General features: G+C 67.4%; 12 protein-coding genes. 4 read left to right on the top strand and 8 right to left on the bottom strand.

The window, feature by feature from the left end; all coding sequences use genetic code 11:
* Positions 1-13: 13 nt before the first annotated feature.
* The 8 genes from tssH to AB3147_RS04445 all read right to left on the bottom strand — a co-directional run bounded on the left by tssH (position 14) and on the right by AB3147_RS04445 (position 9,583).
* Entirely contained in the window at positions 14-2,725 is a 2,712-nt protein-coding gene (tssH, locus tag AB3147_RS04480) for a type VI secretion system ATPase TssH (RefSeq protein WP_279975744.1), read from the bottom strand.
* A gap of 22 nt (positions 2,726-2,747) precedes the next feature.
* A complete protein-coding gene (gene tssG / locus AB3147_RS04475; protein WP_367351463.1) occupies positions 2,748-3,839 on the bottom strand; it encodes a type VI secretion system baseplate subunit TssG in 1,092 nt (363 codons plus the stop codon).
* Positions 3,803-5,641 carry a type VI secretion system baseplate subunit TssF gene (gene tssF / locus AB3147_RS04470; RefSeq protein WP_367351462.1) on the bottom strand — a complete coding sequence of 613 codons (1,839 nt, stop codon included), beginning with the start codon at positions 5,639-5,641 and terminating at the stop codon, positions 3,803-3,805. Before tssF ends, tssG begins: the two co-directional genes overlap by 37 nt.
* 51 nt (positions 5,642-5,692) lie before the next feature.
* Positions 5,693-6,178 carry a type VI secretion system baseplate subunit TssE gene (tssE, locus tag AB3147_RS04465; RefSeq protein ID WP_105237423.1) on the bottom strand — a complete coding sequence of 162 codons (486 nt, stop codon included), beginning with the start codon at positions 6,176-6,178 and terminating at the stop codon, positions 5,693-5,695.
* Positions 6,179-6,242: 64 nt separating this feature from the next.
* A complete protein-coding gene (locus tag AB3147_RS04460; protein ID WP_105237422.1) occupies positions 6,243-6,746 on the bottom strand; it encodes an Hcp family type VI secretion system effector in 504 nt (167 codons plus the stop codon).
* Positions 6,747-6,794: 48 nt separating this feature from the next.
* Complete coding sequence (gene tssC, locus AB3147_RS04455) at positions 6,795-8,288, bottom strand: type VI secretion system contractile sheath large subunit (protein WP_175123331.1); 1,494 nt, start codon at positions 8,286-8,288, stop codon at positions 6,795-6,797.
* Positions 8,281-8,796: a type VI secretion system contractile sheath small subunit gene (gene tssB / locus AB3147_RS04450; RefSeq protein ID WP_008168611.1), complete on the bottom strand. Its 516-nt coding sequence runs from the start codon at positions 8,794-8,796 to the stop codon at positions 8,281-8,283. Before tssB ends, tssC begins: the two co-directional genes overlap by 8 nt.
* Positions 8,797-8,866: 70 nt before the next feature.
* A complete protein-coding gene (locus AB3147_RS04445; RefSeq protein ID WP_367351461.1) occupies positions 8,867-9,583 on the bottom strand; it encodes a tetratricopeptide repeat protein in 717 nt (238 codons plus the stop codon).
* Between the two features lie 156 nt (positions 9,584-9,739).
* Between AB3147_RS04445 and tssJ the strand changes: the two genes are divergently transcribed.
* From tssJ to tssI, 4 genes are all read left to right on the top strand, one after another.
* On the top strand, positions 9,740-10,357 hold the full coding sequence (gene tssJ / locus AB3147_RS04440; protein WP_312998920.1) for a type VI secretion system lipoprotein TssJ: 618 nt from the start codon (positions 9,740-9,742) through the stop codon (positions 10,355-10,357).
* Between the two features lie 84 nt (positions 10,358-10,441).
* On the top strand, positions 10,442-11,788 hold the full coding sequence (gene tssK / locus AB3147_RS04435) for a type VI secretion system baseplate subunit TssK (protein WP_175123333.1): 1,347 nt from the start codon (positions 10,442-10,444) through the stop codon (positions 11,786-11,788).
* Positions 11,789-11,804: 16 nt separating this feature from the next.
* On the top strand, positions 11,805-12,584 hold the full coding sequence (locus AB3147_RS04430) for a DotU family type IV/VI secretion system protein (RefSeq protein ID WP_175123334.1): 780 nt from the start codon (positions 11,805-11,807) through the stop codon (positions 12,582-12,584).
* 101 nt (positions 12,585-12,685) lie between these two features.
* A complete protein-coding gene (tssI, locus tag AB3147_RS04425; protein ID WP_367351460.1) occupies positions 12,686-21,292 on the top strand; it encodes a type VI secretion system tip protein TssI/VgrG in 8,607 nt (2,868 codons plus the stop codon).
* The last annotated feature ends 31 nt before the right edge of the window (positions 21,293-21,323 follow it).

Raw genomic sequence — 21,323 nt, 5'->3', positions numbered from 1 at the left:
TGCGTCTCCCTCGTCAGCTCATCCGGAACCGGAACTCGCCGTTCTTGCCCGCGGTCACGCGGATCTTGGCGATGGCCTCACCCTGCGACATGCGGCCAAGCACCTGCTCGGCGATCTCCGGCAGCAGCGCGCCATTCAAAATGTGGTCCACATTGCGCGCGCCCGTGTCGACCTCGGTGCAGCGGGCCAGCACGGCTTCCACCAATCCGTCGTCCCAGTCGAACGCCGCGCGGTGCGTGGCCTGGACGCGGCGCGCGATGCGGCCGAGCTTCAGGCCAATGATGTGCGCCAGCGCGTCGTCGTCCACCGGGTAGTACGGAATCGTCTTCATGCGGCCCAGGAACGCCGGCTTGAACGCCTTGTACAACTGCGGCGCCAGCAGTTCCGCCAACTGCTCCGGCGACGGGCGTTCACTGGCCGGCTTGTTCAGGCAGGCCTGCATGATGGTGCTGGACCCCACGTTGGACGTCAGGATGATGAGCGTGTTGCGAAAGTCGATCTCGCGCCCTTCCGCATCGTCCATCACACCCTTGTCGAACACCTGGAAGAACAGTTCCAGCACATCGGGATGGGCCTTTTCTATCTCGTCCAGCAGCACCACGCTGTAGGGCTGGCGCCGCACCGCCTCGGTCAGCACGCCGCCCTCGCCGTAGCCGACATATCCGGGCGGCGAGCCCTTCAGTCCGGAAATGCTGTGGGCCTCCTGGTACTCGCTCATGTTGATCGTGACCAGCTTGCGCTCGCCGCCGTAAAGAATGTCGGCCAGCGCCAGCGCCGTCTCGGTCTTGCCCACGCCCGACGGGCCCACGAACAGGAACACGCCCTTGGGCTTGTCCGGATCTTCAAGCCCGGCGCGAGCCGTGCGTACACGCTGCGCGATGGCATGCAGCGCGTGGTCCTGGCCGATGACGCGCTCGGCCAGCATGGGCTGCAATTGCAGCACGGTGCGGATCTCGTCGTTCACCATGCGGCCCAGCGGAATGCCGGTCCAGGCGGAAATAATCTCCGCCACGATCTGGGCGTCCACGCAGGCGGGCACCAGCGGCTGCTCGCCCTGCAAGGCGCGCAGCTCGTCCATCAGCCCGGCCAGGCGCTGCTGCTCGGGCGTAAGCGGCGCGGGCGCCGGCTTGCGGCGTCCGGCGGCCGGCGCGGCGGATGGCGCAGCAGCCGCATCCCCGCTCGTCCCCTCCTGCCCCTGGGCTTCCAGTTCGGCGCGCAAGGCCTGGATCCTGTCGACCAGCGCCATCTCGGCCACGTGACGCCCTTCCGCGTCGGCCAGCGCCGCTTCCACGCTGGCGATCTCCGCGTCCAGTTCCGCCAGCCGCGCCTGCGGCGCCCCCGTGGCGGCCTCGCGGCGCAGGGCCTCCCGTTCGGTGCGCAGCCGCGTCAGGCGATGACGCGCATCGTCGATCAGCGCCGGCGTGGCGCTGCGGCCCAGCGCCACGCGCGCGCAGGCGGTGTCGAGCACGCTGACGGCCTTGTCCGGCAACTGACGGCCCGTGATGTAGCGATGCGACAGCCGCGCGGCCGCAACAATGGCCTCGTCCAGGACGCGCACACCAAAGTGGCGTTCCATCAGCGGCGCCATGCCACGCAGCATCGACGCCGCCAGCGCTTCGTCCGGCTCCTCGACCTTGACGACCTGGAAGCGCCGCGCCAGCGCGGCGTCCTTCTCGAAGTACTTCTTGTATTCGCTCCAGGTCGTGGCGGCGATGGTGCGCAGCTCGCCCCGCGCCAGGGCGGGCTTGAGCAGATTGGCGGCATCGTTCTGCCCCGCCTGCCCGCCCGCGCCGATCATCGTGTGCGCCTCATCAATGAAAAGAATGATGGGCGACGGGCTCTTCTTGACCTCGTCGATCACGTTCTTCAGGCGGTTTTCGAACTCGCCCTTGACGCTGGCCCCGGCTTGCAGCAGGCCCATGTCCAGCACGCGCAACGTGACGCCGGCCAAGGCGGGCGGCACGTCGTCCGCGACAATGCGCAGCGCCAGCCCCTCGACCACCGCAGTCTTGCCCACGCCCGCCTCGCCGGTCAGGATGGGATTGTTCTGCCGCCGGCGCGTCAGGATGTCGATCATCTGGCGGATCTCGGCATCCCGCCCAATGACCGGATCGATCTTGCCTTCCCGCGCACGCTCGGTGAGATTGGTCGTGTACTGATCCAGCGCGGGCGTCTGCGACAAGCCCGGCGCGGGCTGCCCGGGCGCTTCTTGCCCACCCGCGTCATCGGCCAAGCCCACCGCCTGCCCCGTCTCCTCCGACCCTTGCGTCAGGGCGGCGAAATCGTGTTTCAGTTCGTCCAGCCGGAACGATTCGAACAGCGGCGAGCCCCGGCGCGCCAGTTGCGCCAGGTCCGGCTCCGTCAGCAACGCCAGCAGCAGATGCCCGGAACGGATCCGCGTGGTCTGCGTGTCCAGCGACGCGATCAGCCACGCGTGTTCGAACAGCTTCGGCAGATGCGCCGAAAACACGGGCGTACGCGTATTCCCATTCTTGAACCGGTCGATCTCCGCCTTCAGATCGGCTTCCAGCGCATCGGCCTGGATGTGGCAACGCCGCGCAATGATGCTCACGTCGCTGGCCGGCTTTTCCAGCAGCGCCAGGAACAGATGCTCGAGATCCACCTCATAGTGGCCTTGTGCCATGCACAGGCTGGCCGCGCGCTCGGCGGCCTGGCGGCAGGTCTGATTCAACTTCCCGATCAACGTCTTCAGCGGAGTGGCCATGAGTCTTTAGCTTGTCTTCGGTTCAATGGATGGTGTGCAGTTCATAACTGGCGTCGTCGCGGTCCTCAGCGGCCGGCCCGGTGCACAGAAAAGAATTCCAGCCCAGGCGCAAGTCGCAGCCCTCGCCGAGCTGGCAAGGCATGACACTCTCGCGCGCCAGCACCAGCCGCACCTCGTACTCGAAGGTCATGCCGCCGAACATCGTCAACAGCTTTTCCAGCGCCTGCGCGCGCTCGCCACCCGGCAGGAAATCAGCGAAGGCCTGGCGCGGCAGCGGTCCGATCCACAACCGGATGCGCAGGTCGCGCTGCCAGATGCGATCGCCCGCCAGGGCGGACACGCCGAGTACCGCGCCCGGCTGTCCCAATCGGGTACGGTTCTGCGGCGGCACGTCATACCAGCGCCCCACGAACTGCTCCACGCGCAGAGGCACGCCGAAGTAGTCCTGCAACACGCGCTGCAGCATCGGCGCCGAAACAGGCCGCTGGCGCGCGGCCGCCGCGTAATGCGCCACGGACTCGTCGAACACTTTGCCCGCGCCGCTGTGCAACCGGTCGCGTAGCGCCGGGTGACCGATCCCGCCCAGCGCCAGCAACAGCGGCAGAAAGTGATGGTCCTGTTCGGTTTCGTGCCGCAGCGGCATGCGGTACTTCTTCCACGCGGCGTAGAACAGCGCCGCCGCCCGGTTCGAGAAAATATCGAAAAAGGCGCGCGCGCCGCGGTCGCGCCGCAGGCTCTCCCGGTTTGCCAGCATCTCGGAATAATGCAGCGGCAGCGCGCCCTGCCCGCCCAGCAGACCAAAGAATGCCGGCGTCACTTCCACACGGCCCAACCGTCCCTCGGCAATGGCAGCCTGGCGCGCCGCCTCGTCGGCCAACGCCTCGCCGTCCTTGTCATACGCCACCGCATCGACGACTTCGCTGGGCGGGAACGCCAGCCCGGGGGCATTGGGAAAGCGCAGGTGCACGGGAACCGTATGGCGCGTCGCGCCGCGTTCCTGCCGCGCGAAGCACTGCTCGAGCAGACGTACGGCCTGGAAAAACTTGAAGCGCTGCGGCTCTGCCAGCAGCGCGTCCATCACGCTAGGATGGCGTCGCCGTTGCATGGGGGGCATCGTAGTAATTCCTCTGCGCCGCGGCGCGACAACACGACCAATTGCACAAAGCTGTTGGCGTGCACGTACAGGCCAAAGAAGCGGTTGATGACGGCAACGAAGGTATGCAGGCTCGTGCCCACGAAGTGATCTTCATTGACGGTCAGGCGGATCTCGATCCCGCGCACGAATGTGGCGAAAGGCTCGCCCGGCATCCAGTGCGTGGCCGGTTTGTAGTCCAGACCGATCAATCCTTCGATCTGACGCGCGGCGACCGCCGACCCGGACAGGTCGTAAAGGCGCAGCGTTTCCTTCAAGGCGGGCAGGCCGCTCTGCACGAGGGACAGGTGATTCAGCGCCAGATGTGAAATCAACCGCCAGTGGGCGGCGCGCCCCTGCTGGAAACGGTGAGAATGCGTCGGCCGGCGCAGCATCCGGATGCTGCGCGCCACCGTGCCGCCTTCCAGGAACAGGTCGCCGCCCGACTGGCCCACCGCGATGCTCGCCGGCAGGTCGCGATTGGTGCACGTCAGGTCCAGGCTCAGGGTTTCGGTCTGCGGCACCGAGGGATCGAAATCGATGTCGACGATGGAAATCTCGGTCTCGTACCCCGGGCTGCGTTGCGCCATCGACGCATCGCGCCGCATGGTCCAGTAGTGGCCGGCAGACTCCGGCGATTCGCCGTGATGCAGCGAGTAGAACGGCCGGAAGTCCACCACCGTATCGTTCTGGGCGTTCTGCCGCACCTGACGCACGCGATCGATGGAATAGACCTCGTATCCGTACGCGCGACGCGCATCGGCCACCACCGGATACGACGCCGCGGCGTGCGTCACGCGGATCGGATCGGCGCGCTGCGCAAACAGGTTCACCACCGGCGTGCAGCCCAGCCTCAGGTTGTCCGCCGATGTCGATTCGAGCAGCCGCGCCGTGTTGGAATCGGCGCGCACGCCGCTGACCGGCACGTGCAGCGTAAATTGCCGCACGGCGTCCAGATGGGGACGCAGCGCGGCCAGGTCGATATCGACGAAATTGAATTTTTCCGCGAACACGAAGTATTCGGCCAGCAGGCGGTACGCCGGGTGCGAGCTGGCGGGAAAGTCGATCAGCGCATCGTCCTCGGCCAGCCCGACCTGCGCCAGCGGAATCGTGGCCAGGCGGTCCCACCGTCCCGGCTGCAGCTCGACATAGGCAGCAGCCGCGCGCAGGAACAGGGCGTCGCGCAGCGCCGCCACGAACGACGGTTCGCCGTGCAGATAGACACGCAGGCGGTCGACGCCCGGCATGCCGAAGTGCTGGTTCTCGCCCAGGCAGCCCAGCGTAATGGAGAAGCGGCCCGTGACGCCGGCCGGCAGCTTGGCCGTGGCCGGCGCATTGGCGCTGGACTCGAACGCCGCGCGCCGGACCTCGATGGGAGCCAGCGTGACGTCATAGGCGGTGCGAAAGCGACACGCCACCCCGCGTACCGGATGGGATTTCAGTTCGGTGCCTCGCCCGATGCGCACGGGTGCGGTCAATTGCGCGCCCGCGCCGCCCAAGTCGAACTGCGCCACGCTGCACGAAGGAAACGGCCGCAGGTAATGCGGATACATCACCTCGAACAGCGCTTCGGTGAATTCGGGGTAATCGTCGTCCAGCTTCTTGTTGATGCGCGCGCTCAGCAATGCGAACGACTCGATCATGCGTTCGACGTGCGGATCCTCGCAGGTCTCGCCCGACAGCCCCAGCCGCGCGGCAATCTTCGGATAACGCTCGGCAAAGTCGCGCGACGAGGTGCGCAAGAAGCCAAGTTCGCGCTCGTAATAGGGCAGCAATTCTTCCATTGATGTCTTCCTGTCCGGCGCGCCAAGGCACCTGCACCGCGGGTTGATGCGCTAGACCGTGGCCGGGCTTTTGGCCCAACCCTTGGTCACGGAGTACTGCAAGGTCGAGGGCTGCAGCGTGGCGTCGAAGGTCACGGGCTCGTGGGCGGGCCCCACATCCAGCATGGCCGTGATCGCGAAATACAGCACCGACGTCGCCCGGCTGTCGACCTGCAGCATGACCCGCACGTGCGTCAGCCGGGGCTCGTGGCGCGCAATCGCCTGTTCGAGCGAACGGCAGATGAACTCGCGGTCGTAGTGGCTGGCCAGGCTAAGCCCAGAAAAGTCCGACAGCCCGTACGTCAGCACGGAACGCCGGCAGTTCGGGTAGCGCCGCAGGTCCTCCTCGGTGAACACCATGCGGGTGTTCAGCAGCGCCTCGATGTCGCGCGCCACCGTCTCTTTCATCTCCTCGATCGACAAGCGCCGCAAGGCATAGGGCGACTGGCCCTCTGCTTCGAACAGCTTGTCGAAGAGACTCGGTTCGAATCCTTTCATCGGGGCCTCAAAAGAAGGACGGCGACCCTCTCGGGCCGCGGTCTTCGTGCCTGCCCGGCGGAGATCAGACCGAGTAGGTCTTGTCGTTCTTGGTCAGGCTCCAGGCGCCCTGGGCGTTGCCGCCCTGATTGCCGCCCACCTTCTGCTGCGTGTACTTCCACTGCACGGCGGCGTACTTCAGCGAGAACGTTTCGTGCGGCAGGCCTTCGGCCACGACTTCCGGCGCCACGCGGGCAATGATCACGTACTTGAGCTTGATCTCCAGGTACTTGACGCGATTGCCCTCGCCGTCAGCGCGCAGGAAGTCGATGGTCACTTCGTCAAAGGTGGTGCCGCCCGACGCGTGCTGATACAGCAGCGGGCTGACAACGTCCAGATCCTTGGTGAAGACCATTTCGCCGTGTTCGGTGCGCTCGGCGGTATGGCCGCCCGAGGTCGATGCGGTGGCCGAACGCGGCTGGATGATCTCGTGGCGCCACGAACTGACTTCGATCCAGTCCGGATGGTCCTTGTCCTGCGACTCGCCCTTGAGCGCCGGATTGCCGAACTTGACGTAGATGTCCTTCATTGTTGATAGCCTCTTCAGATGATGGATGAGTTGTCAGTGCAATGACGCTCAGGATTTCTGGGCCTGCGCCGGCAATTCGGCGACCAGGCGCAACGAGATCGAGAGTTCGTCAAGCTGGAAATGCGGCCGCAGGAACGCCACGGCACGGAAGACGCCAGGGCGGCCAGGCACCTCGGCCACTTGCACCGATGCTTCGCGCAGCGGGAACTGCGCCTTTTGTTCCTGCGTCGCGTTGTCGTCCAGCAGCACGTACTGCGATACCCAGCGATTCAGGAAACTCTCTACGGACTGCGCCGATGCGAAGCTGCCGATCTTGTCGCGCATCATCGCCTTCAGGTAGTGCGCCACGCGCGATACCGAGAAGATGTATTGCAGCTGCGCCGACAACACCGCGTTGGCGTTGGCGCTGTCCGTGTTGTACTTCTTGGCCTTCTGCACCGATTGGGCGCCAAAGAAGGCGGCGTAATCCGAGTTCTTGCAATGCACCAGCGGGATCAGGCCCTGATCGCTCAGTTCCTTTTCGCGCCGGTCAGTGATGGCGATCTCGGTCGGGCACTTGAGTGCGATTTCGCCGTCGTCCGTCTTGAACGTATGCGTGGGCAGGTTCTCGACCAGGCCGCCGCCTTCGACGCCGCGGATCGCCGCGCACCAGCCGAAGTCCGCAAATGCCGCCGTCAAGCGAGCGCCGAAGGCCCACGCGGCGTTGCACCAGAGGTACTTGGAATGGTCGGTGCCGTCCACGTCCTCGACGAAATTGAAGCCTTCGACCGTGGTGCCTTCCACCGGGTCGTACGGCAGGCGGCCCAGAAAGCGCGGCATGGTCAGGCCGACATAGCGCGAATCTTCCGAATCGCGGAAGCTGCGCCATTTGGTGTATTCGACGGTATCGAACACCTTGGCCAGATCGCGCGGGCGACCCAGATCGGCAAAGCTGTCCAACCCCAGCAGCTCCGGCGACGCCGACGCGATGAACGGCGCGTGCGACGCGGCCGCCACGTGCGACATCTGCTCGATGAAATACATGTCCTCGGGCTGGCGCGTGATCTCGAAATTGCCCAGCAGCGCCCCGAACGGCGCACCGCCGAACGTGCCGAACTCCTCTTCGTACACCTTCTTGAACATCAGGCTTTGATCGAAGTCGATCGCGGTCTGGAAATCACGAACCAGGTCGCGCTTGGTCGTGTTCAGCACCTTGATCTTCAGCATCGGGCTGGTGTCGGTCTCCTGGCACAGGTAGTGCAGACCGCGCCAGGTGCTCTCCAGCTTCTGGAACTCGGGCGCGTGCATCACTTCGCTGAGCTGGGCCGAAATCAGGCGGTCGAGCTCGGCGACGCGCGCGTCCAGCATGGCCGACAGGTTGTCGGATACGACGACGGTGCCCTTCATCACCTCACGCACCAGCTCGCCGATGATGTCCTTGGCGCGGTCGTGCTCGGCGGTGGATTTGGCGACGCGGCTTTGCTCGACGATCTGGTCCAGCAGCCCGCTTTGCGCTTCGGTGGCGGTGGCGGCGGTGTTTTGTGCGGCGGCGGAATTACTCATTGCGGCCTCCCTTGTCGGTCTCGCTGGTGAGCTGTTGCAGCTTTTCGGTGCTGGTCAGCACTTCGCCCAGCAGGTCTTCCAGCTTGTCGTTGCCGGCAAGCTTGTTGCGCAGATCGGCCAGCTTGGTGCGGATGTCCAGCAGCTCGCGCAGCGGATCCACCTGCTGCACGACGGCTTCCGGACGGAAATCCTCGATCGAGCGGAATTTCATGTCGACGCCGAACGTGCCGCCTTCATCAGTCAGGCGGTTCTTCACGCGGTACGCCGCGCGGGGCTCCAGCCCCCGCATCACGTCGTCGAAGTTGTCGACGTCGATGTTGACGAACTTGCGGTCCTTCAGACGGGGCAGCTCGGCCTCGGACTGCGCAGAGAAGTCGCCCACCACGCCGACCACGAAGGGAAGCTCCTTCTGTTCGATGGCGTCGCCCTTCTCCACGTCATACGTGAGCTGAACGCGCGGCGGACGGACTTTCTGCAATCGTTTCTGAACGCTTTCTTTCTTGGCCATGGACGGCTCCGTGCAAAGGATCTTGTCTGTCGGTCGGGGAGACGCCGCCATGGCGGCGCCCCAAGGCGAATCATTTGGTCAGCAGGTCGCCGAACGGATTCGGCGCGCGATTGGGCTGCTGGGCAGGCGGGCTGGCGGGTTGTTGCGAAGACGGGGACGCGGCGGGGGATGCGGCAGGCGATCCTGCGGCAGGCGACCCTGCGGCGGGCGATCCTGCGGCAGGCGATCCTGCTGCAGGCGACCCCGCAGCGGGCAGCGCCGCTGCCGGTTTGACTGCAGGTGCCGGATCCACCTTGCGCGGTTGGCGCGGCCGGGGCGGCGGACGGCGTCCCTCGGGGAACAGGACGTCCTGACCCAGCGTTTCACGCATTGCCTCGGCAAGTGCAACGGCGTCCGGGCGGGCATTGCCGGCCAGCAGCGCGTCGGCGCGCACATCGGCCAGGGACTGCATGGCCACGCGCAGGCCACCGACGGCGCGCACCGTCTTGGCCACGAAGTCATCCGGATCGCGGCTCAACGTTTCGTCGGCGGCCACGATCGCCTGCCCGTACTTCTGCTGGTCGAAGCGGATCTTTGCGATGTAGGACCAGGGTTCGCCCTTCGACGGATTGCGCTGCGCGATCTCTTCAAATTGCGCGACCGCCTGGTCAGCGTCTTTCTGCGCCAACGTCTTTTCGGCGTCGGCCAGGGACTGCTTGTACTCGGCTTCGGACTGCGGCTTGACCGACACACAGCCGGTCATCAATGCAACGACACCTGCGATGACAACGAGGCGGAAGAAGGGCATTTTTTAAGCACCTAGCAAGGTTGTAACCAGGGGCCGTATTTCATCAACCTTTTGTTAGTGCAGCGCTACAGCACGTTTCTTCATGTTACTTGCGTCGAATTTGCACGTATCGTGCCGTGATCTGTATTGCTTCACACACTTCCGGTATAAAGAGCCATGTCCAAACATATCCGTTTATCACGTTTGTTCACGGGGTTGTCGTGTGCGCTCGCGAGCACCGTCCTTACTGGATGTGCAGCCGTTTCGGCCATCGGCGCGGTGGCCGGTTTGACGGGCAATGCGATGGAGATGGCGGGCCTGAAAAAGCCCGAAAACGCGCCTGTGGAAGTGAACCTGGCGATTCACGCCGGAGAAAATTTGAATGCCGGCGCCGGCCAGTCGATGGCGGTCGTTACAAAAATATACTACCTGAAGAATCCTGAGCCATTCCAGCGTGCGCCGCTCACGCAATTGATAGACACTGCCGGGGAAAAGGCAGCGCTGGGGGAATCAATGCTGGGTTCGCGCGAGCTCACGCTCACGCCGGGACAGCGTTACGAAACCGTCGAAAAAGTCCCCAAGCAAGCCGATTACATCGCTGTCGCCGGGCTGTTTTATGCACCCGCGCCCATGCGTTGGAAGTACGTATTCAAAGTCGAGGATGTGGAAGACGACGGCATCGTACTGGGCGCGCATGCCTGCGCGCTGACGGTGGCCAAGGGCCGCCCCACGTTGCCTGCGGGTGTACCCGCCTACGACCCGTCACGCCTGTCCGGCGTGCAGTGTCCGGGCTGACGCATCAAAGCCGCCCGCCGTTCACATCCTTCAATTCTTAAAGCAATAGAGAAACCAGGAAAGACGAAACAGGGAGCGCGTATTTTGAGTTACTCCGCCAAAGTCCTTTGGGGCGAAGGTCTGTTCCTCCGGCCGCAGCATTTCCAGCGGCAGGATGCGTATCACGAAGATCGGCTGGCCGAAATGGCCCGCGTGTTGCACCCCTATGCATGGGGTCTGCGCTCTGCGCGTTTCGATGCCTCGGCGCTCGCCAACGGCATGCTGCGCGCCACCGAAATGAGCGCCGTGTTTCCGGACGGCGAACTCTACAGCGCGCCACACGGCGATGAACTTCCACCGCCTGTGGCGTTGACCGCGCTGGATGGCGTGACCGAAGCCGTGTTCTATCTGGCGATCCATCCCTTGAAGGCCATCGGCGGCAACTACCGCGACGCCCAGACGTCGGGCAGCTTCGATTCCCGCTACACGCACAGCAATACCCCCGCCCCCGATCTCTACACCGGCGCCGCCTCCGCCGAACTTGCGTTCCTGCGCAAGGACGTGCGCCTGATCTCCGAATTCGAACCGCGCGACGAACTGCTGGCGATTCCCGTGGCGCGTGTGCGGCGCACGGCCAACGCCAGCTATGAACTGGATACGACCTTCATTGCGCCCAGCCTGTCGCTGACCGCCTCCGGCGCCCTACACGAGCTGCTTCGGCGGCTGCTCGACGCCTTGCAGGCCAAGGTCAACGCGCTCTATGGGTTTCATCGCGAACCCAGCAAGAACATCATCGAGTTCCGCTCCGGCGACGTCGCCTCGTTCTGGCTGCTGCACACCGCAAACGAGGCCTACGCCACGCTCTCGCACCTGTTCCACCACCCGCAACTGCATCCCGAGCGCCTGTTTCAGGAACTGGCGCGGCTGGCGGGCGCGTTGATGACCTTTTCCAAGGTGCACACGCTGGCGGATCTTCCCGTGTATCGCCACGATGCGCCCGGACCGGCGTTCGCCCGCATGGACGAGATCCTGCGCGACCTGCTCGAAACGGTGATCTCGACCCGGTACTTCTCGATCGTGCTCGAAGAGTTGCGTCCCTCGTTCCACATGGGCCGCCTCGATTCCGAAAAGCTGGACGAGACCACCTCGCTGTATCTGGCGGTGCAGGCCGCGATGCCCGCCGCCGAACTGGCCGAGAGCGTGCCCATGCGCTTCAAGGTGGGCGCGCCGGAAGACGTGGACAAGCTGGTGCTGTCCGCCATGCCGGGCGTGCCGCTTTCCTATACGCCGCAGGTGCCGCCCGCCGTGCCCGTCAAGCCGGGCGCTGTCTATTTCGCGTTGCAGACGCGCGGTTCGTTGTATGACCGCATGCTGCAGGCGCGAAGCATTGCCATCTATGCCCCCGCCGGGATTCCCGAACTGAAGCTGGATCTGATCGCAGTGACTCGCTGACAGGAACGACACCGCCATGACTGCTGACGCCCCCTCCCTGATGCCTGGCGCAACGCTGCCGCCGCACGCGGCGGCCTTTCACGCTAGCCGCCCCGCCAGGTCGTTGCTGGATCTGATGTACGACGGCTTCCTGATGCTGTTTTTGCTCAAGAGCGGCCAGGAGCCCGCCGACGCGGCCGCCTTCTCCGCCCACGTGCAGCAGTTCCTGGCGGACTACGAGCGCGCCGCCAAGAAAATGGATATTCCCGCCGAGGACGTGTACGCGACCAAGTACGCGTTCTGTGCCGCCGTGGACGAGACCGTGCTCAATTCCGGTTTCGCGATCCGCGACGCCTGGATGCTTCAGCCGCTGCAGCTTGCGCTCTTTGGCGAGCAACTGGCGGGCGAGAACTTCTTCGCCCGGCTCGAAGATCTGCGCGCGCAGGGCGCCCCGCGCCTGCAATCGCTGGAGATCTATTACATGTGCCTGCTGCTGGGCTTCCAGGGCAAGTACCTGATCGAAGGCCAGGAAAAGCTGGGGTATCTGACGGCGCGCCTGGGCGACGAGATCGCCCTGTTGCGCGGCAAGCGCACCGGCTTCGCGCCGCACTGGCCGCTGCCCGACAAGGTGGCGCACACGCTCAAGCGCGACGTGCCGCTGTGGTCGATCATGGCGTTGTTCGCATTGCTGGGCCTGCTCGCCTTCCTGGGCATGGGCCACTTCCTGAACACGGAAATGCAGACCGCGATGGCGCCCTATCACGACATCGTCAAGCTGGGTCCGCGTGCCGCGCACCTGACGATTTCGCTGCCCTAGCGGCGGCACGCAAGACCCGGGCGGGCCACGCATGAGAGGGCCTGTCCCTTCCGGCGCACCCGCGCGCCTCTGGCTCCGCCAAACGAATACCGCCCAGCCCTATGAACGCCTCGCCTTCCAACGCCCCGGCCTATTCCACGCTGAACATCGCCACCCTGTCGCAACAAGCCCGCTTGCTGCGCCTGACCACCGCGCTTGATGTGGAACTGGTCATCGAGCACATGAGCCTGTCCGAGGGCGTCTCGCGGCTGTTCTCGATGACGCTCGACTGCCTGGCGGCCAGCGCGGAACTGGACGTGGCGGCCTTGCTGGGCAAGGAGATCACCGTCAGCCTGCTGCAGGCCGATGGCACGATGCGGCACTGGCACGCGGTAGTCGAAGGCGCCGACGCGCTGGGCGCCGATGGCGGCCTGGCCCGTTACCGCCTGCACGCCGCGCCGTGGATGGCGGCGCTCGCGCTGCGCCGCGACAGCTTCATCTATCAGGACCTGTCGGTGCAGGACATCGTCAGCGAGGTGTTTTCGGATTATCCCCAGGCCGCGTTCGCCTTCGAACTCACCGAAGCGCTGCCGCCCCGTGCGATCTGCACCCAGTACCGCGAATCGGACCTGGCGTTCGTGGAGCGCATCCTGGCGCAGGCCGGCCTGTGCTACCGGTTCGAGCACCAGCAGGACGATGGCGAAAGCGCCGGCGGCGGCGCACGCCACCGCGTGGTGATCTTCGATGCGGATGCGGCGCGTCCGGAAGACCCGGCGTCACCCCTGCGCTTTCACCGCAGCGACGCCACGGAAACCAGCGACAGCATCACGCGCTTTTCCGCCGCGCAATCCGTGCGTCCGGGCAGCGTGGCGCGCGCGGCGTGGAACGAGCGCTCGTTGACCGCGCATGCCGCACAGTTGCAGTCGCAGGTGGTCGTCGAAGCGCTGCCCGTGCTGGAAGACTATGACTACGCGGGCCACGGCCAGTACACCGACGACGATGCCGCCGAACAAAGCGCGGCGCGTGCGATGCGCGCGCACGAGTCGCGGCTGGTGCGCTTCGAGGGCGCCGGCACGGCCCGCTCGCTTGCGCCGGGCCGGGTGTTCGCGCTGAGCCAGCATGACCGCTACGCGCAGGGCGGCGGCGGAGAAGCCATCGATGAGCTTGCCGGCAACCGGTACGTCCTGCTCGACGTCACGCACGAAGCGACCAACAACCTGGGCGGGCAAGCCGCGCAGGTCCTGAACACGCCGGACATGGAGCGCGGCACCTATCGCAACCGCTTCCGCGCGCAGCCGGAGGCGGCAGCGCTCATGCCGGCCTGGCGCCCCCGCCCCACGGCGCCCGAGAGCCTGGCCGCCGTGGTCGTCAGCGCGGCCGACGCGCCCATCACGTCCGACCGCGACCTGCGCGTGAAGGTGCAGTTTCCGTGGCAACGCGGCGAGAAGCCGTTGACGGGCGGCCTGCCGCATCGCTCCCATGGCGACGCCAGCGGCAACGCGCCCGGCGACGACCGGTCCGGCACCTGGCTGCGCGTGGCCAGCGCGCAGGCCGGGCCGAACTGGGGCGCTCATCATCTACCGCGTGGCGGCACCGAAGTCATCGTCGAGTTCATCGACGGCGATATCGATCAGCCTGTCGTGGCGGGCCAGCTATACAACGACGCGGATCTGCCGCCCTGGTCCGCGGGAGAGAACGGCGACGCCAACCACGCGGGCGTGCTCAGCGGCTGGCATAGCCAGGGACTGGACGGCGCCGGCCGCAACCAGTGGGTCTTCGACGACACCAAGGGCAAGCTGCGCACGCGCCTGGCAAGTTCCACCGCCGCCACGCAACTGGGCCTGGGCTATCTGGTGGAACAGGGTCTGGACGACGCCAGCCGCGGCCAGTGGCGCGGCACGGGCTTCGAACTGCGCACGGACGCCTGGGCCGTGCTGCGCTCGGGCCAGGGCCTGCTGGTGTCGGCCACGGCACGCGAGCAGGGCAAGTCGACACAGGCCGATATCAACGAAGCGCTGCTGTTGCTGCGCGGCGCGCAGGACGCCTCGCGCCGGCTCAACGACAGTGCGGGCCAGCACCAGGCGCGGCCCCTGGCGGCCGCCGAGGGCTATGACGATCTCATCAAGGCGCTGGATCCCGAGCAGGACGGCCGCTACGCCCGCCAGGTCAATGGCCAGGCGGCCGGCAAGGCGATCAACGGCCAACGCATGGCCGAGGCCGACATCGAACGCATCGACGGGCCGCACCTGCTGGTCGACGCGCCGAACTCGCTGAACCTTGCCACACCGGCCAGCGCCGTGCTGCATGCGGGCGAACACCTGCATGCCACCGCGCAGTCCGATGCCCATGTCGCGGCCACGCAGACGTATGCAGCCGTCTCGGCCAAGTCCGCCAGCGTGTTCGCGCAGCAGGGCCCGCTGCGCGCCATCTCGGCGCAGGCGCCCGTCTCCCTGCACGCCCACACCGACATCCTGGAAGCGCTGGCCGGGCAGGACATCACCGTGACCTCGTCGGCCGAAGGGATCGAGATCCTCGGCAACCAGCGCGTCACGTTGCAGGCCGCCGGCGGCAGCGTCACGCTCGATGGCGCGGACATCGTGTTCAAGGGGCCCGGCCTGTTCTCGGTCAAGGGCGCCACGCACAACTTCGTCGGCCCCGGCAGCGACGCCGCCAGCCTGCCGGCCCTGCCCAGCACGACGGTGGATGATCCGCTCATCGTCAGCGCGGAACTGGTGCACAAGGACGGCGTGTTCGCCACCGCCGCCAAGAAGGCCGGTACGAGCCTGATGGCGGGCTTTGGCGGCGCGGCGGGTGCTGCGGGCGCGGGCGGTGGCCTGGTCGGATTGGGCGACATGATGCCGAGCGGCTTGAGCGACCTGGGCAAGACCGCTGCGGGTGCAGCCGGCAAACTGTCGCAACTGGCCGGCCAGGCCAATGCGCTGGCCGGCATGGCAAAGAATCCGATGAGCGCGCTGTCGGCCGCCCCCGGGCTGCTGGGCAACGCCAGCCCTGCCGTCGGCGGCCTGCTGAATACGGCGAAGAACACCATGGGTATGGTGTCGCAGGCGCAGGCCATGGTTGCCAACCCCATGTCGGCGCTACCAGCAGCCAAGGGATTGCTGGGTAGCGTGGCGCCCGGCGCGGGCGGCCTGATCGACGGCGCCGCTTCTGCTGCGGGCGCGGTTTCCAAGGCGGCTGAACTCGTCAAGAACCCCATGTCCGCCCTGCCGGCCGCCACCGACATGCTGGCTTCCGTCGCACCCGAAGGCGCGTCGAAGATGATCAGCAGCGCCGCGGGATTGGCGGGGATCGGAAGCGACGCTGGCAGAGCGGGCGCTGGCGTGGCGGGGGGATCGGGTGCTGGTGCTGGTGCGGGTGCTGGTGCCGGTGCTGGTGCTGGTTCGGGTGCTAGTGCTGGTGCGGCTGTTGGCTCGGGGGGTGAAGCCGCTGCCCCAGCCGGTGTTGCAGATGGCGCGCAAACAAGCGCAGGCTCAACAGCCGCGACAAGCGCTGCTGGTGGCGCTGGCGCCACGTCTGGCGGACCTGCCGCTGCAGGCGGCGCAAGTACCGCAGGAACTGCCGAGCAAGCATCATTGACCTCGCCGACTGAATCGGCGAGCCCGGCGTCCGCCACACCTCCCAGCGAGGCAAAAGCGGCCGGAACGCAAGGCGCACAAGGCAGCGCAACTGCCGCGCAGGCGTCGCAACCCGCTGCGGCATCGCCCGCCACCAACAGCTCGGCCCCCACGGCGGACGCCGCTGCGTCGCCTGCATCGGCGCCGAACTCCGCACAGGCTTCCGCCGAGGCTTCAGCGCCTGCCTCTGCTTCGGCATCGGGTCCCGCTTTGGCATCGGATTCGGCTCCGGCAACGGCATCCGCATCCGCACAGACAGCAGCATCGGCGTCGTCATCGACTTCCCCATCAGCGGCTGAATCGGCAGCATCTGCGCCGAATGTCACGTCGGCAGCCGCTGACGCGCCCTCCGCAGCGCCGACAGCGTCCGCCAACGCAACGCCCACGCAATCCGCGACGACACCAGCCACCGGCTCGAGTTCCGGCGCGGCGGCAGGCAGCGCAACTGCCGCGGCAAACGCTTCCGCCCTTTCTGCCACGGGCGCGGCGGCAGGCGTAGCCGCCAACGCCCTGCCGGCCGGGGCCGGCGCGGGGCTGGCTGCCAGCACTGTCGGCGCCGGCACGGTCGCAGGCCTGACCGCTGGCCCGGCGGACGTGAATCCGTCCGCGGCGGCAATGAACGCCGGCGCGCAATTCGCGAGTCCCGCGCTTGATATCCAAGGCGCGGGCTCGGCGGCAGAACAGCCGTTCGCTGCGGTTGACCCATCGGCGGGCGCAGGCGTCGCCCACAGCGCGACCAGCGCAAACATGGCGACGGGCACCGTCGCGGGAACGTCTGGCGCATTCGCGGACATGGGTCTCGCAAACCATGCCGCCGACGCAGGCAGTCCCGCACCATCTCTAGCGGGATCGTCCGGAGCATCTGCAGACAAGGCGCTCGCGAACCCCGCAACCGATGCAAGCATCGCGACGCAAACCATCGCGCGTTCGCCAGCAGCGATCGCCGGCGCAGGTCTCCCGACCGGCGTGACAGATGCAGGCATTGCAGCGACTACGCCAGCGGGAACGTCAGCAGCATTCGCGGGCGCGGGTCTCGCGAGCGACGCCGCGGGTGCGAGCGCAACAGCAAGGCCCGTTCTGGATGCAATGGGCGCAGCGGCTGGCGCGACGATGGCCGCAGGCGTTGCCGCCGGCACGGTTGGCGGCAAGGTCCAAGCCTCGCGCGAACCCGAGCCGAGCGCAAGTGGCGCGCGTGCAGCCACGGACGCCCCGGGCTCGGAAACGGCCGCTCCATTTGCCGCCACGGCCGCAGGGAATTCGGCGAGTCCGGCGGACTCCGCTTACCCGGCAGACATGAAGCGCTCCGTCCGGCCTGAGGATGCCGTCTCTCCCCTCGACGCCCCGCCGTCCCTGCTCGCGGGCCTTGGCAACGCCGCGTCTCCCGGCGCCCGCCAAACGAGCGCACCGATCGCGTCTGCTGGCATGCTGGCGACATTGGCCCACGCGATGTCGGCACAAGCGTCGTCGCAAGCCGACAGCGAAGGCGTCAGCCGCCGTGCCGATGAGGCCCACACCGCCGATGCACCGCGCAGCGCCGCGACCGGCTCCGCTGCCTCCATTGAGAACCCCGAACAGTACGGAACGCCGACACAGGGCGAGGCAACGCCCGCCGCGCACGATCGGCATTCCGAATCGAAAACAGCCGCACTGTCCGCGCTGGCCCTGCTTGCCGCAGGCCGTTCGGGACAGTCCAACGCGACCGCCGCGCCGTCCGCGCGCGCACAGGCAGCGGACGGCTCGGCCACGCTCCCGCACGCTTCACACGATGCCAAGACCGGCAACGCGCAATCCGGTTCTCACCGCGACAACACGGCGAACACCACGGCGCTGCCGAATACGGCCCTGCTCGCCTCATTGGCTGCGGGCGCGGGCAGTCTGCTTGGCACAACGGCGTCGGCAGCCGGCCATGCCGGCCCGCTGACCTCCGCGTCCACGGTGGAAGGCGGCCTGTCCGGCGCCTCGGATCTTCCCTCCGTGGCTTCGCCTTCCGGCAGCGCCGCATCCGGGGTATCCGCCAGCGACGCCATGACCGGAGACTATTCGGCGGCAGTGTCCGCGCCGGCACAAGGCGACGCCGCTGCCGCGATGTCCTCAACAGGCACATTCGCGCAGCATGCGCCCCCCGCCTCCGCGCCTGACGCCGTCATGAGCGAAGCGACAATGCTGCCGGCAACCGATGTTTCGTCCGCCGCCGCGACGTCTCTGCCGCAAGCCTCGATGCAAACGCCGGGCTTCGTGCCGGAGGCCGGCACGGCAGGATTGCCGCAAGGCGCCGGGTTACCGCAAGGAGCGGGCTTGCCGCAAGGCGCCGGGCTGCCGCAAGGAGCCGGACTGCCGCAAAGCGCCGGGCTGCCCGATGTGCAGCCGTCGGCCGGGGCAGGCATCGCGGGGACGAGCGCCGCCGTCGGCGCGGCCTCCGGCGGCAACGCGACGGCAGGCACGGCGCCGGCCGTTGGTTCCGTCGCCGGAGCCACGGCAGCGCCGGGCGCTGAAGTGTCACCGACCGTCGGGTCTTCCTCCGCAAGCATGACGGGAGCGCCAGGCGCGGACGGCACGATGACAGGAGCGGGTGCGGGCGCTGATGCAGCCGTTGGCGCGCCCCCAGGCCCCAGCACCCACGCAAGTATCGATGCGGGCAACATAGGATCGGGCACGGATGCTGGTCCGGGCGCGAACACGGGCGCCACAGCATCCACGCCTGCCGCGACGAATGCTGACGCCGGAGCAAGGGCGGACGTTGGCATGGGAGCGGGCGCGGATGCTGGCGTTGGAACAAACCCTCAAGCGGGCGGCGCAGCAGGTGCTGACGTTGGTACTGGCGCAGGCGCCGGGGCAACCGCAACCGCAGGCACAAGCACCGGCGCCACCATCGGAACCGGCGCAGCCGCCACCCCCACCTCCCCCCCGGGCGCCACGCCCCCCATCAACCACCCCTCCGCCACGCCGACCGCGTCGCCCACCACCACCGTCTCAGGCGCCACCGCCCCGCCTACCGCCGTCACCCCGGCCGGGAGCCCTGACGCTGTCCTCGGCAGCACGACGGCGCAGGCGGCGGGCATGTCCGACCGCGCGCCCGCCACGAGCGCCACCGATCTGTCCGCCGCGGGCGGCGCAGACGCGGTGGCGAGTGCGGGCGCGGCAACGGGCGCAGCCGCCGCTGCGGGAGGCGGCGGTTCAGGCGCGGCGGGCTTCGGCGCGCTGGCGGCGGGCGGCGGCCTTGCCGCCGTTGCGCAGCAGGCCAGCGCCGCGTCCACGGCAATGTCCGGCGCGTCCACGCTCCTGTCCGGCGGCGTCAGCGCCAGCGTCGGCGCCGCCATCGTGCCGGTCATGACGCAGGCGTTGAACGCGGCCGGCGACCGTGCCGCCGCGCTGGGGTCCGCCGTCGACACGCTGTTCACGCTGCCCGACGTCAAGCAGGCCAACATCCCCGCCGTCGCGGGCGCCATCCTCAGCATGCCGGGGTTATCGTCCTCGTCGGTGCCCGGCGTGATCGGCGCCATCCTGCAATCGCCCACGCTGGCCACGGAAACGCTGCCGAAGGTGGCCGAGGTGCTGATGAAGATCCCGGGCGTGGCGGAATCGCCGCTGCCCCAGATCGCCCGCGATGTACTCGACACGATCGGCCTGGGGCCGGTCGCACGCACGCAAGGCACCAACCTGCCTGGCGGCATGCCTCCGATGGGCGACGCCGGCCGCGTGGTTCCCAGCGCATCCACCTATCGCGGACGTCAGGACGGCGCGCGCCTGCAATACGTGAACCTGGAACGCGCCGACGAGCGCTGGAACGACGGCAACGCGCTCACCACCACCGAGCGGCAGACCCGGCGTCCCCGCATCCACGTGGAATTCAACCGCCCGGGCGCGCACCGCTTCACCATCACCGTCAAGCCGGATACCGGAAACATCACGTACTCCAGCCGCGAACGCGGCCGCCGCGCCAGCTACCAGGAACCGCACACCAACCCGCGCAGCTACGTCACGGATGCCGACGGCACCCGCATCGTCGATGACATCGACCTGCCCGCCGCCGGTCGCAACGTCTATCTGTTCGAAGTGCGCGACGAACGCGGCCAGCTCATCAAGACCGAACGCGTCGAGACCGCCCGCCGGCTGTACGTGCAGGAAGTCATGTGCATGAGCACCCGGCCGGCCAACCATCTGGCCGACGTGACGCCCGTCACCGCGGAATTCGCGCTGCACGGCATCGACATGATCCAGCTGCCGCGCCTGCAATTCCGTGGCCGCTCGGCGGTGGACGCGGCGGACCACGTGGACTCGCAGCAGGCCATCATGGATGCCGTGCGCCGCGTGTACGCCACCTCGCCCGGCAAACAGCGCGAGCCCTACACGCTGGTGGTCTGCCACGTGGACAGGCTGGCGGCGCCCGGCACCAGCGGCGACATGCGCCTGCCCGTGCCCGCCGGACCGGGCGGCCGCGTGATGACGGTGCCCATCGTCAACGACGACCGCACGCTGGCCAGCCTCTGGTACGAGTTCGACGACAGCGACGACTGGCTCGTGCACGCCCGCTACATCTATACGGACGCGTCGGGCGCGGAAAGGTCCATTCCCATCCCGCGCCACCTGATGACGCCGCTGCGCGAAAGCTCGGGCGCCGTCTTCTCCGTAAGGGTCGACCTGACCCAGATCTCGTCCACGCCCCTGAATGGCGTGCTCAACATCCAGTTCAACACGGTGGCCGCCAGCTACGCGGGTCTGGCCATCACCGGCACCAACCTGCTCTTCGTGTCCACGCTGGATCCCTACGTCCCCAACTCGCAGGCCTACCTGACGGAAACGCTGGCCCACGAAATGGGCCACCTGCTCGGCATGGTGCCCAGCGGCCCCGATTGGCCCGGCCTGCGCGACGAAGACCCGTCGGCCGACGATTCCAAGCTGGATCCGCCGCAGCACTTCTACTACAACATGGGGGGACACTGCTACTTTGGCCTGCCCAACCGCAATGGCCAGTACAGCAGTGAGATCGGGCAATGCGTGATGTACGGCATCACCTGCGCCAACATCCACTTCTGCCCCAGTTGCAGCAAGGCCGTGCGCAAGGTGGACTGCTCGGAAGGCTGGACCTCATTCTGACGACGCCCCCCCTGATCCCCTTCGCTCTCTG

Source organism: Achromobacter animicus (genome assembly GCF_040775605.1).
In the GTDB taxonomy this organism is placed as follows: Bacteria; Pseudomonadota; Gammaproteobacteria; order Burkholderiales; family Burkholderiaceae_B; genus Achromobacter; species Achromobacter animicus.
Note: the sequence above shows the minus strand (reverse complement) of the source record. Positions and strands in the feature narration are given on the sequence as shown.

Bases quoted from the DNA above. Each gene is read 5' to 3' on its own strand.
- tssH (WP_279975744.1), bottom strand. From the start codon at position 2,725: ATGGCCACTCCGCTGAAGACGTTGATCGGGAAGTTGAATCAGACCTGC.
- tssG (WP_367351463.1), bottom strand. From the start codon at position 3,839: ATGCCCCCCATGCAACGGCGACGCCATCCTAGCGTGATGGACGCGCTG.
- tssF (WP_367351462.1), bottom strand. From the start codon at position 5,641: ATGGAAGAATTGCTGCCCTATTACGAGCGCGAACTTGGCTTCTTGCGC.
- tssE (WP_105237423.1), bottom strand. From the start codon at position 6,178: ATGAAAGGATTCGAACCGAGTCTCTTCGACAAGCTGTTCGAAGCAGAG.
- AB3147_RS04460 (WP_105237422.1), bottom strand. From the start codon at position 6,746: ATGAAGGACATCTACGTCAAGTTCGGCAATCCGGCGCTCAAGGGCGAG.
- tssC (WP_175123331.1), bottom strand. From the start codon at position 8,288: ATGAGTAATTCCGCCGCCGCACAAAACACCGCCGCCACCGCCACCGAA.
- tssB (WP_008168611.1), bottom strand. From the start codon at position 8,796: ATGGCCAAGAAAGAAAGCGTTCAGAAACGATTGCAGAAAGTCCGTCCG.
- AB3147_RS04445 (WP_367351461.1), bottom strand. From the start codon at position 9,583: ATGCCCTTCTTCCGCCTCGTTGTCATCGCAGGTGTCGTTGCATTGATG.
- tssJ (WP_312998920.1), top strand. From the start codon at position 9,740: ATGTCCAAACATATCCGTTTATCACGTTTGTTCACGGGGTTGTCGTGT.
- AB3147_RS04430 (WP_175123334.1), top strand. From the start codon at position 11,805: ATGACTGCTGACGCCCCCTCCCTGATGCCTGGCGCAACGCTGCCGCCG.
- tssI (WP_367351460.1), top strand. From the start codon at position 12,686: ATGAACGCCTCGCCTTCCAACGCCCCGGCCTATTCCACGCTGAACATC.